This is a genomic window from Rhodococcus sp. NPDC059969, assembly GCF_042738325.1.
Lineage (GTDB): Bacteria > Actinomycetota > Actinomycetes > Mycobacteriales > Mycobacteriaceae > Rhodococcus_F.
Map to the genome: position 1 here is coordinate 54,642 of NZ_JBHWUF010000014.1, position 15,695 is coordinate 70,336.

At 63.5% G+C, this 15,695-nt stretch carries 15 protein-coding genes and 1 pseudogene; 7 read left to right on the forward strand and 9 right to left on the reverse strand.

Going from position 1 to position 15,695, the window contains the following annotated elements; genetic code table 11:
- Positions 1-10 precede the first annotated feature (10 nt).
- Positions 11-1,186 carry an amino acid deaminase/aldolase gene (locus ACFWAD_RS27410; protein ID WP_230817439.1) on the reverse strand — a complete coding sequence of 392 codons (1,176 nt, stop codon included), beginning with the start codon at positions 1,184-1,186 and terminating at the stop codon, positions 11-13.
- 70 nt (positions 1,187-1,256) lie between these two features.
- Positions 1,257-1,904: a TetR/AcrR family transcriptional regulator gene (locus ACFWAD_RS27415; protein ID WP_230817438.1), complete on the reverse strand. Its 648-nt coding sequence runs from the start codon at positions 1,902-1,904 to the stop codon at positions 1,257-1,259.
- A 78-nt stretch (positions 1,905-1,982) separates the two neighbouring features.
- Between ACFWAD_RS27415 and ACFWAD_RS27420 the strand changes: the two genes are divergently transcribed.
- Positions 1,983-3,296 carry a D-arabinono-1,4-lactone oxidase gene (locus ACFWAD_RS27420; RefSeq protein WP_029255793.1) on the forward strand — a complete coding sequence of 438 codons (1,314 nt, stop codon included), beginning with the start codon at positions 1,983-1,985 and terminating at the stop codon, positions 3,294-3,296.
- A gap of 18 nt (positions 3,297-3,314) precedes the next feature.
- Here ACFWAD_RS27420 and ACFWAD_RS27425 read toward each other — a convergent pair whose 3' ends face one another.
- The 4 genes from ACFWAD_RS27425 to ACFWAD_RS27440 all read right to left on the reverse strand — a co-directional run bounded on the left by ACFWAD_RS27425 (position 3,315) and on the right by ACFWAD_RS27440 (position 7,172).
- A complete protein-coding gene (locus ACFWAD_RS27425; RefSeq protein ID WP_378539179.1) occupies positions 3,315-4,280 on the reverse strand; it encodes an adenosine deaminase in 966 nt (321 codons plus the stop codon).
- A gap of 6 nt (positions 4,281-4,286) precedes the next feature.
- Entirely contained in the window at positions 4,287-5,048 is a 762-nt protein-coding gene (locus tag ACFWAD_RS27430) for a crotonase/enoyl-CoA hydratase family protein (RefSeq protein ID WP_378549569.1), read from the reverse strand.
- Positions 5,049-5,083: 35 nt separating this feature from the next.
- On the reverse strand, positions 5,084-6,277 hold the full coding sequence (locus ACFWAD_RS27435; RefSeq protein WP_378449075.1) for a class I adenylate-forming enzyme family protein: 1,194 nt from the start codon (positions 6,275-6,277) through the stop codon (positions 5,084-5,086).
- A gap of 94 nt (positions 6,278-6,371) precedes the next feature.
- Positions 6,372-7,172, reverse strand: a complete 801-nt coding sequence (locus ACFWAD_RS27440) for an enoyl-CoA hydratase/isomerase family protein (RefSeq protein ID WP_378549572.1) — start codon at positions 7,170-7,172, stop codon at positions 6,372-6,374.
- Between ACFWAD_RS27440 and ACFWAD_RS27445 the strand changes: the two genes are divergently transcribed.
- Positions 7,171-8,571 carry an FAD-binding oxidoreductase gene (locus ACFWAD_RS27445; protein WP_378549575.1) on the forward strand — a complete coding sequence of 467 codons (1,401 nt, stop codon included), beginning with the start codon at positions 7,171-7,173 and terminating at the stop codon, positions 8,569-8,571. The two genes, ACFWAD_RS27440 and ACFWAD_RS27445, sit on opposite strands and share 2 nt — an antisense overlap.
- On the opposite strand, the gene ACFWAD_RS27450 is transcribed toward ACFWAD_RS27445, so the two are convergent.
- Together ACFWAD_RS27450 and ACFWAD_RS27455 are read right to left on the reverse strand one after the other, a co-directional pair.
- Positions 8,531-10,015: a DHA2 family efflux MFS transporter permease subunit gene (locus tag ACFWAD_RS27450; RefSeq protein WP_378549578.1), complete on the reverse strand. Its 1,485-nt coding sequence runs from the start codon at positions 10,013-10,015 to the stop codon at positions 8,531-8,533. The genes ACFWAD_RS27445 and ACFWAD_RS27450 overlap by 41 nt on opposite strands.
- Before the next feature lie 2 nt (positions 10,016-10,017).
- Positions 10,018-10,641 carry a PadR family transcriptional regulator gene (locus ACFWAD_RS27455; RefSeq protein WP_378549581.1) on the reverse strand — a complete coding sequence of 208 codons (624 nt, stop codon included), beginning with the start codon at positions 10,639-10,641 and terminating at the stop codon, positions 10,018-10,020.
- Positions 10,642-10,766: 125 nt separating this feature from the next.
- Between ACFWAD_RS27455 and ACFWAD_RS27460 the strand changes: the two genes are divergently transcribed.
- Entirely contained in the window at positions 10,767-11,456 is a 690-nt protein-coding gene (locus tag ACFWAD_RS27460; protein WP_378549584.1) for a GNAT family N-acetyltransferase, read from the forward strand.
- 23 nt (positions 11,457-11,479) lie between these two features.
- Positions 11,480-12,514, forward strand: a complete 1,035-nt coding sequence (locus ACFWAD_RS27465; protein WP_378449069.1) for a glutathione S-transferase family protein — start codon at positions 11,480-11,482, stop codon at positions 12,512-12,514.
- Positions 12,515-12,526: 12 nt separating this feature from the next.
- On the opposite strand, the pseudogene ACFWAD_RS27470 reads toward ACFWAD_RS27465, so the two are convergent.
- Positions 12,527-12,938: pseudogene (locus tag ACFWAD_RS27470) on the reverse strand (VOC family protein).
- Between the two features lie 154 nt (positions 12,939-13,092).
- On the opposite strand from ACFWAD_RS27470, the gene ACFWAD_RS27475 reads away from it, so the two are divergent.
- From ACFWAD_RS27475 to ACFWAD_RS27485, 3 genes are all read left to right on the forward strand, one after another.
- On the forward strand, positions 13,093-13,842 hold the full coding sequence (locus tag ACFWAD_RS27475) for a hypothetical protein (RefSeq protein WP_378449067.1): 750 nt from the start codon (positions 13,093-13,095) through the stop codon (positions 13,840-13,842).
- Between the two features lie 68 nt (positions 13,843-13,910).
- Positions 13,911-14,912: an ABC transporter ATP-binding protein gene (locus ACFWAD_RS27480; RefSeq protein WP_378549638.1), complete on the forward strand. Its 1,002-nt coding sequence runs from the start codon at positions 13,911-13,913 to the stop codon at positions 14,910-14,912.
- Positions 14,909-15,682, forward strand: coding sequence for an ABC transporter permease (locus tag ACFWAD_RS27485; RefSeq protein WP_378449066.1), 774 nt, complete (start codon positions 14,909-14,911; stop codon positions 15,680-15,682). The genes ACFWAD_RS27480 and ACFWAD_RS27485 overlap by 4 nt, the downstream gene beginning before the upstream one ends.
- The last annotated feature ends 13 nt before the right edge of the window (positions 15,683-15,695 follow it).

The window sequence follows — 15,695 nt, forward strand, 5'->3', positions numbered from 1 at the left end:
GAAGCCTGCCTTACCCGAAACACTGTCCTTCACCGCGGTAGGTGGGAACCGAGGTTCGGGTGCCGTCGGCTTCGACCACGTACACGCGGTCGAAACGCTCGCACAACTCGCCTGCCTTGGCGTGCCGGAACCACACGCGGTCGCCGATCGCGATGTTTCCGGCTTCCTTTCCCGTGACCGGGGTCTGAACTTCGCCTGCCCCTTCGTTGCGGAGCAGTTTGAGACCGGCAGGCCAGATCGGCGACGGAACGCGGGTGGCTCCCGCAGGTCCCGACGCGATGTATCCGCCGCCGAACAGGGTCGTGACGGACGGAGTCGGCTTGCGCACTGCCGACAGAGCGAAGAACAGCGCAGGATCGGGTCGGAAGGCGCGGTAGCGGTCGAACAGGGTCGGTACATACAACCCGGAGCCTGCTGTTACCTCGGTCACCACAGGATCGGCCGAGCTGACCTCCAGCGACCCCGTGCCGCCGCTGTTGACGATCTCGAGTGCACCAACGGCATCGGTGACGGCCGCGACCACAGCGCCCCTTCTGGACGCCAATTCGCGCGCAGAGGCTTTCTTGACCCAACCGATCGGAGCACTGGTGTCAGGAAGGCCGGCAATCTGAGCTTCGTAGAACATCACTCCTACGACGGAGAATCCGCGTTGGCGCGCACGCGCCGCGAGTGCGGCGACCGCGGCAGGTTCGCGCAGCGGTGAGCGTCGTACGCCCAGATGGATCGGGCCGATTCGCAGCGACGCGTCGACGTCGAGGCACACCCGGACAGGCGCATCCCCCGTCGACGCCGAACGAATGAGATCCAACTGTGCATCGTCGTCGATCATCAAGGTGATCGATTCGAGAGCGGTGTCGTCGGCAGCGAGATCCGCGATGGCGCCGCGATCGGCGGTCGGGTATCCCATCAGGATGTCCCGTGCGCCCAACCCGACCAGCCACAAAGCCTCGCGCAATGAGTACGCCATGATTCCGCGGAATCCGCCGGACGCGGTCAGTGTGTCGCCGAGAGTTTCAGCCAGAACCGTCCGACAACGAACCGATTTGCTCGCCACTCGCACCGGCGTTCCACCGGCGCGGCGCACCAGGTCGGCTGCATTACTGCGCAGTGTGGTCAGATCCAGAGCGGCCAGAGGCGGGTCGAGTTCTCGCGTGGCAGCAGTGAGTCGATCGAGGGTCCGGGTCACAGATGATCCAATCGTCGCGGCGTGCGACCAGTCAATCACCAATACTGGACGTATGTCCAGGATGGCACTTCTACTGGGGCGCGATCACTGCTTTGTTGGCAATTACCTGAACCATTTCTCCGAACTCCGCAATAGTCGCGTCGGAGTCACGATCGACCAGCCAACGCAGGACGAGGCCGTCGATAAGTGCAAGGCTCAGGCGCGCAATCGAACTCAACGGCTCGGTCCACACGGTGCCGGAAATCTTGGCGCACTCCTCGAGAAACGAAACCGCAAGCTCGTCCATGATTCGGTACTGCTCGAAAGCAACAGCCCCAGCGCGTTCGGCACCGAGATTACGACTGCGGAGAGCCTGCGCGGTGATTTCGTAGGTCAACAACTGCCTGTCCGGCGTTGCCTCGATAGTGGGCCACATTCCCGTCAACCCGATATGCAGCAATTCCTTGAGCCCCTGCACGCCACTGAGATCCGGTGCGTGTCGGACCTGCGCGAATGCGTACTGCATCGACGCACTGAGCTGCAGAATGAGCGTCTCACCCATTGCCGCGATCAGCGCTTCCTTGCTCTCGAAGCAGTAATGAACGACGCCGAGCGATACGCCGGCCTCCTCTGCCACCGCCCTTACCGTCACAGAACTGACACCGCGCTGTTCCGCTATGGACAAAGCGGACTCGACCAATTGTGTGCGGCGTTCGTCCGCCGGGAGCCTGTTCAGCATCCAATGATCGTAGAACGCAAATGACAAAATCTTCGCGCAATACTTGCCTGGACGACCGTCCAAGTACATTATTGCGTAATGGCTTCGGACACTTGGCAGAACTGGGCGGGCACTCAAAGCGCCGCGCCGCGTCGCTTTGCGACGCCGACAAATACCCGTGAACTTTCGTCGTTGGTCGCCGAGGCTGCGGCGCGTGGCCAACGTGTGAAGGCCGTCGGCGCAGGCCATTCGTTCACCGGTGTCGCGGTCACCGACGGTATCCTCGTCAGCCTGGACAACCTGAGCGGAATCGATTCGATCACGCCGACCGACGACGGCGCGCTGGTCACTGTTTTTGCAGGCACTCGCCTTCACGCCCTCAACGACGCCCTGTGGCAACGCGGATATGCGATGGCCAATCTCGGCGACATCGACGTCCAGTCACTGGCCGGCGCGACATCCACCGGCACGCACGGAACCGGCGCCCGATTCGGCGGTATCGCCACACAGATTCGCGGAATCGAGATCGTTCTCGCCGACGGATCCGTGGTTACCGCAAGTGCCGACGAAAATGTCGAATTGTTCGAAGCGGGGCGCCTCGGATTGGGTGCAATCGGCATCATTTCGAAGATCACTCTCGCCTGCGTACCGCGATTCACGCTCCGCGCAATCGAGGAACCCGACACGCTGTCTCACATACTGGACACCCTCGAGAGCGATCGTCTGGGCCTGGATCACTTCGAGTTCTATTGGTTTCCGCATACCGACCGTGTGCTCACGAAGAGCAACACCCGACTCCCCGGAGACACCGAACCCGATCCGGTGGGCAAGGTCCGCGCGTTCGTCGACGACGAACTCCTCTCGAACACACTCTTCGAAGGCGTCAATCGCGTCGCGACCCTGGCACCGGCCGCGATCCCGAGAATCAACAACGTGTCGTCTCGACTGCTCGGCGCCCGCGAGTTCACCGATCGCAGCTACCGAGTATTCGCGTCCTCGCGCCGGGTGAAGTTCAAGGAGATGGAATACGCGATTCCCCGCGAACACGTCACCGAGACGCTCCACGAAATCGATCGCTGGATGAAGAAGTCCGGAACGAACGTCGCTTTCCCCGTCGAAGTACGTTTTGCTGCCGCCGACGACCTCTGGCTTTCGACCGCTCACGGACGCGACACCGCCTACATCGCGGTCCATCAGTACCACCGCCGACCTGAAACCGAATACTTCGCCGCAGTGGAAGCCATCGCGCGCGCCGTCGACGGCCGGCCGCATTGGGGAAAAATGCACAACCGGACCGTCGACGACCTGCGTCCTACGTACGATCGACTCGACGACTTTGTCGCCGTTCGAGACAAATACGACGCGAATCGAGTGTTCGACAACGAATACCTACGTCAGGTGCTCGGCGACTGACGGTCAGTGCCGCAGCAGTTAGTGCCTCAGCAGTTCCGCTTTTCGCGCGTCACTGGCGAACGAGGCTTTGATCGAGTTCCGGGCGAGGGTGTCGCGCTCGGCCTCGGTCAGCCCCAAGGCTCGGCCGAGTTCGGTGAAATTGTCGTCGACGTATCCCCCGAAATAGGCCGGGTCGTCGGAGTTGACCGTGACGATCAAACCCATCTCGAGCATCGATCGAAGCGGATGGTCCGACAGCGAATCGAACACTCGCAGACGAACGTTCGACAAGGGGCAGACCGTCAGTGGAATCTCCTCGTCGACCAGACGCTCGATGAGGGCAGGGTCCTCGAGCGCCCGGACGCCGTGGTCGATGCGCTCGGCGCCGAGAATGTCGAGCGCCTGCCAGATGTACTCGGGCGGTCCCTCCTCACCGGCGTGAGCAACGACGTGCAAGCCCTCGGCACGCGCACGGGCGAAGACATCCTCGAACAGTGAGGGCGGGTTGCCGACCTCGGCGGAGTCGAGTCCGAGTCCGACGATCGGCGCCTGCAAGCGAATGATCTCGGAGAAGACCTCTTCGGCGTCCTTGACAGGCTGATCACGGAGAATGGCGGCGATTGCCGCACTGCTGAGCCCGAACTCGCGCTCACTCGATGCCACCGCATCCATGATCCCGTCCAGGACCTCGGTCAGCGGAACACCGCGGACTACGTGCGCCTGCGGATTGAAGAAGAACTCGGCATGCGCCACTCCAGCGGCTGCTGCCCGACGGAAATACGCCCGCGTCAGGTCGGCAAAATCCTCCGCGGTACGCAGGACGGCCATGTTGGCGAAGTAGAGATCAAGGAACGACTGCAGGTCGGTGAACTCGTACCTCGACTTCAGATCGTCGATGTCCTTGTACGGCAAATCCATTCGATTGCGCTCGGCGAGCCGGTAGATCTGTTCGGGTTCCAACGAACCCTCGATGTGCATGTGCAGTTCTGCGACAGGAGTAGCCATTTCGGTTCAGCGCCCCTTCCAGACTGGGGCACGCTTCTCGGCGAACGCCGTTGCACCCTCGCGTGCATCTTCGGAGGCGAACACCGGCGCCATCACCTGCAACTGCTTCGCGAAAGCTTCGTCGTCGGACCAGCCGCCGGCCTTGACGATGATCTCCTTGGTGACGGCAACCGCGAGCGGTCCGTTGCGGGTGATTCGATCTGCCAAGTCGAGTGCGCCTTCGAGCGCCTTGCCCGGCCCGGTCAACGTGTTCACGAAACCGTAGCGGTATGCCTCCTCGGCGGTGAAACTGTCGCCGGTCAGGGCCAGTTCCAGTGCCTTCTGGTACGGAATCCGCTTGGGCAGGCGCAACAATCCGCCGCCACCTGCAACCAGTCCTCGCTTGACCTCCGGGATACCGAACTTCGCTTCGGACGACGCCACCACCAGGTCGGTGGCGAGCACGAGTTCCGTGCCGCCCGCCAACGCGAAGCCCTCGACCGCCGAAATGATCGGCTTACGCGGGGGCCCTTCCGTGAATCCGAGGCCGCGTCCCGGCACGAGTACGTTCTCGCCGGCCACGAATGCCTTCAGATCCATACCGGCACAAAAGTTTCCGCCTGCGCCTGTCAGCACCGCCAAGGACAGATCGTCGTCCGCATCGAGCTCTTCGACCGCAGCGGCCAACGCGTGACTGACCGCCGAGTTGATGGCGTTGCGCGCCTCGGGTCGGTTGATGGTGATGATCAGTGTCCGCCCGCGCCGCTCGGTGAGAACCTCGTCCGCCATGATGTCCCTCTCGTTTGTCGACCACACTCGCGTGACTACGCGACGTTGCGTTCGACAATACGGACGAAGCCATCGGGGTCGATCTGCGCGGTGTCGTGAGTGCAGAACCACCCCTGGGTGAATCTCGTCGAGGTCGCTTCCGGCGAATTCCAATACCGACGCGTGACACTCGGCCCGCGGCACAGCAACTCACCGAAACCACCTGGCGCGTCCGGGCCGTACAACGCCACTTCCATTCCGCCGAAGGCGATTCCGACGCTGCCGAGGTGTGTGGGTGCCGACTCGGTCGGCAGAATGAGACCGGCCCCACAGGTTTCGGTTTTACCCCAACCGATCACATGTCGAGCGGCCGGGAACATCGTCAGCAGCTTCGCTTCTTGCTCGGCCGTGATCGGCGATCCGCTGCAGTCGATCCACTGCACCGACCTCGAACCGGCACGCGCCGCCGGTCCGAGCGTGAGCAACCGTGGCTCGAGCAAGTCCTCGGGCCGCCCGGTCACGATGTCGACCGTGTGCACACTCTCGCGCCAGAAGTCGCCGGCGAGGACCACCGTTCCGCCGACCACCAGCGTCGCGAGCACGTGCACGAACTGGCGCACAGACTTGAAATCATTGTCCACCAGCAGATTCCGCACACCTTCGACGCCGTAATCGCGCGAGTGCAGAATACCGACGATAGCCGAGAGCACGTTCTCGTTACTCAACTCGACGCCCAGCATCTCGCCCGAAGAATCGGCGGTGTACGCGAGGATCGCCATCTCGTCCGGGGCCGCGCCGTCGTCGATGAACGGAACACCGTGTGGGAGTTCCCCATCGAGCACCAGCACCGAGCCACTGTCCGCGATGACGAAGTCCGCTGCGTCGTCACTCAGGTGCACACCGACAGAGACCGGGACACCGCCCGCGAGGATGACGCCGAGGCACGCCTCCATCCACCGCACCCCGGCGGCGACACGAATCGCCACACGATCGCCGATCTCGACGCCTCGCGACTTCAGTCCGCCTGCGACCCGCGACGCCTCGGCCCACAGTTCCGCGAAGGTGACCTGCTCGCCGTCGACCTCCTCGACCGCGATGCGCGAGGAGAACCGATGAACGGCAATATCGAGGAGTTCGGACAGCGACGGGTCCAGTTGGCTGTACCGAAGCACTCCGTCCCCCGCGCGAGTGACGCGGGCGTCGGCGAGGAGCAGATTCGAACACGGGTATTCCACAAGCGTCGACCGCATCGATACCTCCACGTCACTGACGAACCCACCGGCCCTTCGACTATATGACGTGGATCACAGTTCGTGGAGGTCTCTGACGATAAAGGTCGTATATCTACTTTCCGGAGTAGACGGCCTTACCCGGGCCGACGTCGAGGAAACTGCGGACGGCGCCGCGCAGGTCGTCGGTGTCGAACAGCGCGCCGGAAACCCCGGGAGTCACCGAATCCGCATGAGCGATGCCGCCGGAACGCCACGCCGCCACGATCTGCTTGGTGGCGTCGTGTGCTCGCGTGGGTCCATCCGCCAACCTGGTCGCGAGGGACCGCGCCGCACCGTCGACGTCGTCGTGAACTGCATTGACGACGCCCCAAGCGTGCAGGGTTGCGGCGTCGTACAGATCGCCGGTCATGACCAACTCCCGAGCCCGTCCGGAACCGGCGCGCTCGGCCAGGCGTTGCGGTCCACCCATGGACGGCGTCAGACCGACCACTGTCTCGACCAGCCCGAACTTTGCCTTGGGCGCCGCGAGAATGATGTCGCAGGCCAAGGAGATCTCGAATGCCGCAGTCAGCGTCAACCCGTGCGCCGCGTAGATCACCGGGCACGGCAATGCCTCGAGCGGATGGCAGATCTGGGCGAACAGCTCGCGCCACAATTCCGCGCCTTGCTCCGGGTTCAGTCCGTCGAAGACGTGGACGTCGACGCCGGCCGAGTTGACCTTGCCCTCCGCGCGCAGGAGGACAGCCCGCGGCGGATTCTCGGTCAACGCCGCAACGTCGGCGATGACCGCGTCGAACATGGCCTGATCGAACAGATTGAGTGGTCCGTGCGCGAACGTCAGGACAGCCACCTCGGCACCACCATCGGTGGTGAAGCGCTCGAGACGGGTGGGGTGCGATTCGGGAGCAGTCATGCCGCCACACTGCCACATGGAACCGGCCTACGATCGTCGGGTGGACGGTCTGAGAAATGCACTCGCGGACGTTGTGGGACACCGGTTCGTCGTCGACGACGCCGACGTGTTGGCGACCCGTTCCACCGACCAGACGGGGCGCTACAGCGGGCACGCCAGCGCCCTGGTCCGACCCGGAAACACCGCCGAAGTCTCGGCAGTGCTGAACGTGTGCCGCTCCCACGGTGTACCGGTCACCGTTCAGGGCGGACGAACCGGCCTGGTCGCGGGCACGGTGCCCGAGCACGACGACGTCCTGCTCTCCACCGAACGTCTCACGACGATCGGTGAAGTCGACGCGGCCGGCAGGCGGATCACCGTCGGAGCGGGAGTGACACTCGCGCAGGTACATTCCGCTGCGGCCGACGCCGGCCTGAAATTCGGCGTCGACATAGCTTCACGGGACACGGCGACCATCGGCGGCATGGTCTCCACCAATGCCGGTGGCCTGCACACGGTTCGATACGGGAACATGGCCGAACAGGTGCTCGGCCTCGAAGTGGTGATCCCCGACGGAACCACGGTGCGCCGGTCACCGAAAGTGTTGTCCGACAATTCCGGATACAACCTGCCCGCACTGTGGGTGGGCAGCGAAGGAACTCTCGGTGTGGTCACGGCAGTCGATCTGACACTGCGCCAGGTGCCGGCTCACCGGGTCACCACACTGACCGGTTTCGACAGGCTGGAGGACGTCGTCGACGCGGGGCGAACGTTGCGCACTCTCGACGGCGTCGACGCACTGGAATTGTTGGACGGCCGCGGACTCGAACTGGCCGCTCGACACGCGAACGCCGCGGTGCCGACGGGGCGGGCGTGGTACCTGCTCGCCGAGGTGTCCGGTGCCCACGATCCGCTGGAACGCCTGGGCGAAGTACTCGAACGCATCGACCCGCCGGAAACCCCGGCGGTGGCGGTCGACGATCCCGGCTCGACGCGCTTGTGGGCAGCGCGGGAGTGCTTCGCCGAAGTGGTCGGACTGTTCGGTCCCCCACTGAAATTCGACGCGGCACTGCCCCTGGACTCGCTTGCCACCTTCGCCGAGGATGCCGCGGCGGTGATCGCGAGTCACGCCCCCGAGGCGATTCCGATCCTCTTCGGCCACGTAGCCGAGGGAAACATCCACCTCAACGTCCTGAACTGCCCGAACGCCGACACCGTGTACCGCAGCGTCCTCGAACTGGTTCGCGATCACGGCGGAAACGTCAGTTCCGAGCACGGGGTGGGCTCGCTCAAACGCAACTATCTGGACCTGGCCCTCTCTGCGGAGGACATAGCCACGATGTGGGCGATCAAGCGAGCCCTGGACCCGAGCGACTATCTCAATCGTGCAGTGATGTTTCCCGACGCGCTTCGGCACTGACGGCCATCGCGTCGTCGTGTGCGTCGCCGCGCAGAGGCCGAGCGAAGCACACCGAAGCGACGAAGCCGATGAGCAGCACGCCTGCAGGTAGCCAGATCGACTCCGACATCGCCGTGCTGAACGGTTCACGAACGAACTCGGGCAGGTGACCCACTCCGGCTTCTGAACTGCCGCCGGTCAGACCCTGAGCCGCCAATCGTGCGGTGATCAGTGCGCCGATCGCGGCACTACCGAGAACCGCGCCGACCTGCCGGGTGGTGTTGTAGACGCCGGCTCCGGCGCCGGCCTGCATCGGAGGCAGGTTGTGTGTCGCGGTTGCCGCGAGCGGCGACCAGATGCATGCGTTGGCGAAGCCGATCAGACCGATCGGCAGGAGCAGTTCCCAGATCGCGACGTCGGGAGACATCACCAGTGCCAGCCAACCCAGGGCGATCGCGAACAGCAGGAAGCCGGTACCCGCGATGTAGCGCGGGTGCGTCTTGTCGACGAGCTTGCCGATGATCGGCGCAAAAATGCCGGTCAGCACGGCCATCGGAACGAGGAGGAGCGCCGACTGCGTCGGGGAGAGTCCGCGAACTGCCTGGGTGTAGAACATCAGGGGAAGGACCATCGACGTGATCGCGAAGCCCATCGCGGTGATGGCGACGTTGGCAAGCGAGAAGTTGCGGTCCTTGAAGAGTTCGAGGGGAAGCAACGGCTCGTTCTTGTTGCGCGACTGGTAGAACACGAACACCGCGAGTAACAGCACGCCGGCGCCGATCAGACTCCAGACGAATCCGTTCCAGTCGTACGAACTGCCTTCCTGGATTCCGAACACGAGCAGGAACATGCCTGCGGCGCTGAGGATCACGCCGGGGATGTCGAACTTGTGCTCGCTGGTCGGCAACGACGGAACAAGCTTCCACGCGAGGAGGAAGGCGATGACACCGACCGGGACGTTGACGATGAAGATCCATTCCCAGCCGAGATTGTCGACCAACACACCACCGGCAAGCGGACCGACCAGCGTCGCAACACCGGCAACCGCGCCCCACAGGCCCATTGCGGCGCCACGCTTGTTCGGCGCGAACGTGCGCGTGATGACCGCCATGGTCTGAGGCGTCATCATTGCGGCGCCCAGACCTTGGAAAGCCCTTGCCACGATGAGCATCTCGACGCTGCCGGACAGACCACACCACAGTGAAGCGCCGGTGAACAGTACGAGGCCGATCATGTAGAGGTTCTTCGGTCCGAACCTGTCACCGAGTCGGCCGGTGACAAGCAGCGGCACCGCGTACGCCAGCAGGTACGCGCTGGTGACCCAGACGACCTTGTTGATGTCGGTGCCGAGGTCCTCCATGATCGCAGGGTTGGCGACAGCGACGATGGTGCTGTCCACCAGAATCATGAAGAACCCGATACACAGCGCCCACAGCGCGTGCCAGGGATTGACCTGCTTTTCCATCTTCAGTCCTTAGGTAGTGCGGACGAGCCCGCGGAGCCGGCCAGCCGGTCGAGAAGTTCTTGTGAGAGCCAAGGCATTTCGCCACTCTCGATATCTGTCACCAACGCGCCGATCCACTCTCTTTCGGCGATCGTGAGTGCGTGGGCGTAGTCTGCGCCCACCGTGAAGATTCGTGGCTTTTCCGCGGCCTTCACCGCTTCGTAGTCGACCTCGAATTTCGCAATCGTCTTGTCGAGGTGTGCGAGACGGATCCGAAGCATCTGACACGCAGTTGATGCGGAAAGGTTGTGCATTTCGGCGAGCGCGAGCGGCAACCGCGGATACTCCCGCACCGGAACCGCCAACATCTCACGTAGTTGGTGCTCGAGAGCATCACGGCCTCGGGCTGTGATCTCGTACGTCGTGCGCTCCGGCCGATTGCCCTCACGATCGATCCCGATCGAAGCCAGCAATTCCTGCTTCTCCAGCCGCGAAACCGTGTGATAGAGCGATCCCGGCTTGATCTTCACCAGCTGATCGCCCCGTCGAACCGAGGCGAGTTGATACATCTCGTACGGGTGCATCGAACGCTCGGACAGCAGGCCCAGAACGGTGATCCCCAAAGGCGTCAGTGACACGTCACCCATGAGCCCCCTCCCTGACAAGCCACAATTGACTATTTCTTGACTATTCCACGCGAAATAGTCCACATGGAATATACGACCTCCGGCCATCTCGATCAACCCGTTCGAACCGGACTAGCCTGTAACGAGTGGACGATCATCAACTCGACATCATCCGACTCGCATGGGCGCGCGAACTGGGCCTCGGCGACTCCGCGTTGCGACCGGCACACACCGCCAGGGTGGTGGGCGACGACATCCACGTACTGGACCTGGCCGGCGGTGGCGCGATTGTCGGACCGCAGTGGTTCATCGAGCGCACCGAGGAAATCTCCGTCGACGCACTGCTGCAACCGACGCGTCTGCTCGAGATCGCCGGCGATCACGGCGGCCGAATCACCGGACCCGTCGATCTCGCTTTCCTCGGCGACTACACGGACGCGCCACCCGACGAGCAACTACTGATTTCCCACGACATCGACGATGCCCTCGCCGTCGCTGCGCTGTGCCCACCCGACGACAGCACCACCGCTGATCTCGAGAACCGCACGCGGTGGTTCACCGCACTCACCGATGACAACGAGGTACTCGGATGCGCGGCGTACTCCGAATTCCAAGGTTTCGTGGCAGATCTCACGACCCTGACAGCCCCAGCGCACCGCCGGCGCGGAATCGGCTGCGGAGTAACACTTCTGGCTGCGGAGGACGCACTGGATTCGGGATTGATCCCACAACTACGAACGAGTCGGGGCAGCGCCATCAGCGCAACGCTTCCACGTAAAGCCAAATTCGACGTTCTGGGGGCATACGCTCGAGTACACGTGCACCTGCCCAGTTGACACTCGAACGAGAGGAACCGCAGATGAGTACGGAAGATGGCGCGAGCGAACCGACATTCGTCGAAGAGGGTCGTGAATTCAAACGCGACACCAACTACATCCAGACCCGGATCACCGAGGACGGTCGCGACGGTTACCCCGTCGAACCGGGGCGATACCGGTTGATCGTGGCGCGTGCCTGCCCCTGGGCAAACCGCGCCATCATCGTCCGCCGCCTGCTCGGCCTCGAAGACGTACTGTCGATGGGCATCTGCGGTCCGGTCCACGACAAGCGAAGCTGGACTTTCGATCTCGATCCCGGCGGCGTCGATCCGGTACTGAAGATCCCGCGACTACAGGACGCGTACTTCGCCCGAGATCCCGACTACCCCAGGGGAATCACGGTGCCCGCCATGGTGGAGATCTCCACGGGCAAGGTGGTCACCAACGACTACCCACAGATCACCCTCGATTTCTCGACGCAGTGGAAGAAGTACCACCGCGAAGGTGCACCGGATCTGTACCCGGAGCCTCTGCGAAACGAGATCGACGAAGTGGCCGAGTACGTGTTCCGCGACGTGAACAACGGCGTCTACCGATGCGGGTTCGCCGGTTCACAGCAGGCGTACGACGAGGCATACGACACGCTGTTCGCCCGGCTCGACTGGCTCACCGAACGTCTTGCGCGGCAACGCTTCCTGGTAGGCGAGAGCATCACCGAAGCTGATGTACGCCTGTTCACGACACTGGCGCGATTCGATCCCGTCTATCACGGCCATTTCAAGTGCAACAGAAGCAAACTCAGCGAGATGCCGGTGCTGTGGGACTACGCACGCGATTTGTTCCAGACCCCAGGATTCGGTGACACCATCGACTTCACGCAGATCAAAGCTCACTACTACATCGTGCATTCCGAGATCAATCCCTCCGGAATCGTGCCCAAGGGACCGGAATTGACGCACTGGCTCGAACCACACGGCCGCGAACAGTTGGGCGGCCGACCGTTCGGGGACGGCACACCGCCTCATCCGCCCATCCCGTCCGAAGTGGTTCCAGCGCAGCACTGGGCCACCAGATAGATCGCGGCGAGGCTACTCCCCTGCGTATGTCCCGAAACTCCAGTACACACCTTCTGGATCACGGCACGTGAAGCCTCGCGAACCGTAGTCTTCGTCGCGCAATCCCTGCGTGATCGTGGCTCCGGCCGCGACAGCGCGTTCGTAGAGTGCATCGGCGGCGCCTGCGTCGTCCACCACGATGTACACCGAACCGATTCCGGGTGGTAGGCCGGCGATCGCCGAATCGGTGCGCGGGGAACCCAGCATGATGCCGCCACCGCCGGGCCAGTCGAGTTGGGCGTGGGTCGACCACGTCACCCTCTCCGTAGACGGCCTTCTCCACGAAACCGAAGGTGCTCACCAGAAAGTGGATCGCCGAACGGGCGTCGAGGTAGCGCAGTGTCGGCCAGATGGTCGTCGAACGAGGTTCCGAAGTGGCGGTCATAACACTCGAACTCCTGCCTGGGAAAACTCACGAAGAAAACCGAGTCTCGTACGAGCCTATGGCCCCTGCGATCACCGCCGCTACCGAAAACTTCACCTATTCTCGAGATACGGTCCACCTCGTTTCAGAGGAGGACAACTGTGGAGGGGCAGCAATGAGCAAGTCGACGAACAACGACAGCGGGCGTATCGAGAAGGTCCTCGTTTCCGTTCTCGACAACGGAAGCCGCCTGCAAGCGCCCGCCGTGGCCAAATACGTCAACCATGTCCGTAAGGCGCACCCCGACGAGTCGCCCGCTCAGATCGTCGAGCGGATGGAGAAGATGTTCATTCTCGCCGTGACCGGAAGCGGCAGTGCCGTCGGTGCCACGGCCGCGGTGCCGGGCGTCGGCACGGTCGCGTCCATCGCTGCCGTCGGTGCGGAATCCGCTTTCTTCCTCGAAGCGTCCGCGCTGCTGACGTTGGCGATTGCGTCGGTGCACGGAATCTCCGTGCAGGATCACCAGCAACGACGCGCCCTGGTCCTGGCAGTCGCCCTCGGCGAATCCGGCATGGAGATCGTTCAGAAGGCCACCGGTATCACGGCCAAGAACTGGGGAACCGCGATCACGAGCAAGATTCCCGGCCCCACGATGAAGGGAATGAACAGCACCCTCGTGCGGAAGTTCGTGACCAAGTACGCCGCCAGGCGCAGCGCACTGATCCTCGGCAAACTCGTTCCCGCCGGGATCGGAGCCGTCATCGGCGGTGCGGGTAACCGGGCCATCGGCAAGGGCGTCGTCAAGAACGCGCGCGAAGCCTTCGGACCCGCGCCCGCCAGGTGGACCGATCACCTCATCGTGATGCCTGCCGACGATGCCGCCCTCCTCCCTGAAACGAAGACACGCCGGGCCATCCGCAGATAGCTGTCCGGGCCGTAGGCTCGCATCACGTATTCGCCGCCGACCCGGGAGCAGCATTGACGAACACCGCACTGGGATCCTTCTCTGCGCCGATCGAGATTCGTGGGTTGACGAAGACGTTCAAGGCGGCGCACGCGGTCAACGACCTGAGCTTCGACGTACAGGCGGGCTCGATCACCGGCTTTCTCGGCCCGAACGGTTCGGGCAAGACAACCACGTTGCGCATGCTCCTCGGCCTGGTGTCGCCGACCTCGGGATCGGCCACCGTCAACGGAGCGCCGATGCGTTCGCTCCCCAACCCGGCGCGGACCGTCGGCGCCGTCCTCGACGTGGGCAGCCTCCATCCGAAACGCACTGCGCTGGCACACCTCGAGATCTACGCGGCCGCGATCGGTATGCCGACTCAACGCGCCGCGCAGGTACTCGGAATGGTCGGTCTGGGTTCGGTCGGAGCCCACAAGACCGGCACATTCTCGCTCGGGATGCGCCAACGCCTGATCCTTGCCACCGCGATGCTCGGTGATCCCGAGATCCTCGTACTCGACGAACCCGCGAACGGACTCGATCCGGAAGGCATGGCGTGGCTACGTCAGTTCCTGCAGACCTTCGCCGGTTCCGGCCGAACAGTTCTGATCTCCAGCCACGCGCTCCGTGAGGTGGAAGCAACCGTCGACAGCGTGGTCATCGTCAGCGCCGGCTCACTCGTCTACCAAGGGACCATGGACGAACTTCGCCGCTCCCAGCGCAGTCGACTGCTCGTCTCCTGCTCCAACCCCGCGCTCCTCGCCACGGCATTGGCCGCTCGCGGAATCATCGACGCCCAGATCACTCAGGACGGACGGCTCGCGGTGGGCGGCACGGACACGTCCGCGCTCCCACCGGTGGCGACGGCGGCCGGAGTCACGATCTTCGGCGTCGCGTCCGAAGGCGCAGATCTCGAGCAACTGTTTCTGGCGATGACAACGCCGCAATATGCCGTCCCCCAGGTCGGATACCACCGCCCACCCGGCCCGGGTTCGGGACCGGGCTACTACGGCCCTGCCGCATACGGACCCTCCGGAGGACACCGATGACCACGCTCGTGCGCGCGGAGACACTCAAAGTTCTCACCCTGCGCTACTGGTGGGCACTGGCAATCGCCCCGGTCGTCGTGGCTGTGCTGATTGCTGCCTCCACCAGGACGTTCGTCGAAGTTGTGGCCGATTCCGCCGACACGACTTTCGACGTCAACGTTGTGTCCACCGGCGTAAGCCTGGGTGTCTCGAACACCCTTGTCCTGGTGTTCGCGGCCGTCTTCGGAGCGCTCACGGCCGGTTCCGAATTCGGCTACAAGACTCTCACCACGACGTTTCTCACCGCTCGTGGGCGCGACGGCGTTCTCGGCGCGAAGCTTGCCGTCGTCGCGGTATTCGCCGTCGGCTACGCGCTGGCGGTCGAAGTTGTCAGCATCGGTGCGATGTTGCTCTTCGGCCGGGATTTCAGCTTCACCACCGATCTTTTCGCCATCTGCGCCGCAGGCATTCTGGCGTGTGCGCTGTGGGCACTGCTGGGTGCCGGGGTGGCACTGCTCACCGGATCGTCGATGGCGGGTGCACTCTCGGTCATTTTGTGGTTCGTCTTCGGTGAATGGATCGTCCGCGCAGTGCTGCTCGCGATGGATCTCGGCGGGATCGGCGCCGCGCTTCCCGTTTCGGCCACGATCGGCACGATCGTCAACGCGGCACCGTCGATCGACGTCGACGCCTTTGCGTCCTGGCCGAGTGGCCCGATGATGCTAGCCGCTTGGGTCGTTCTGTTCTGCGGACTCGGTTGGCTGCGAACCCGGACCCGCGACATCACCTGAAAAAGCTGTCTGG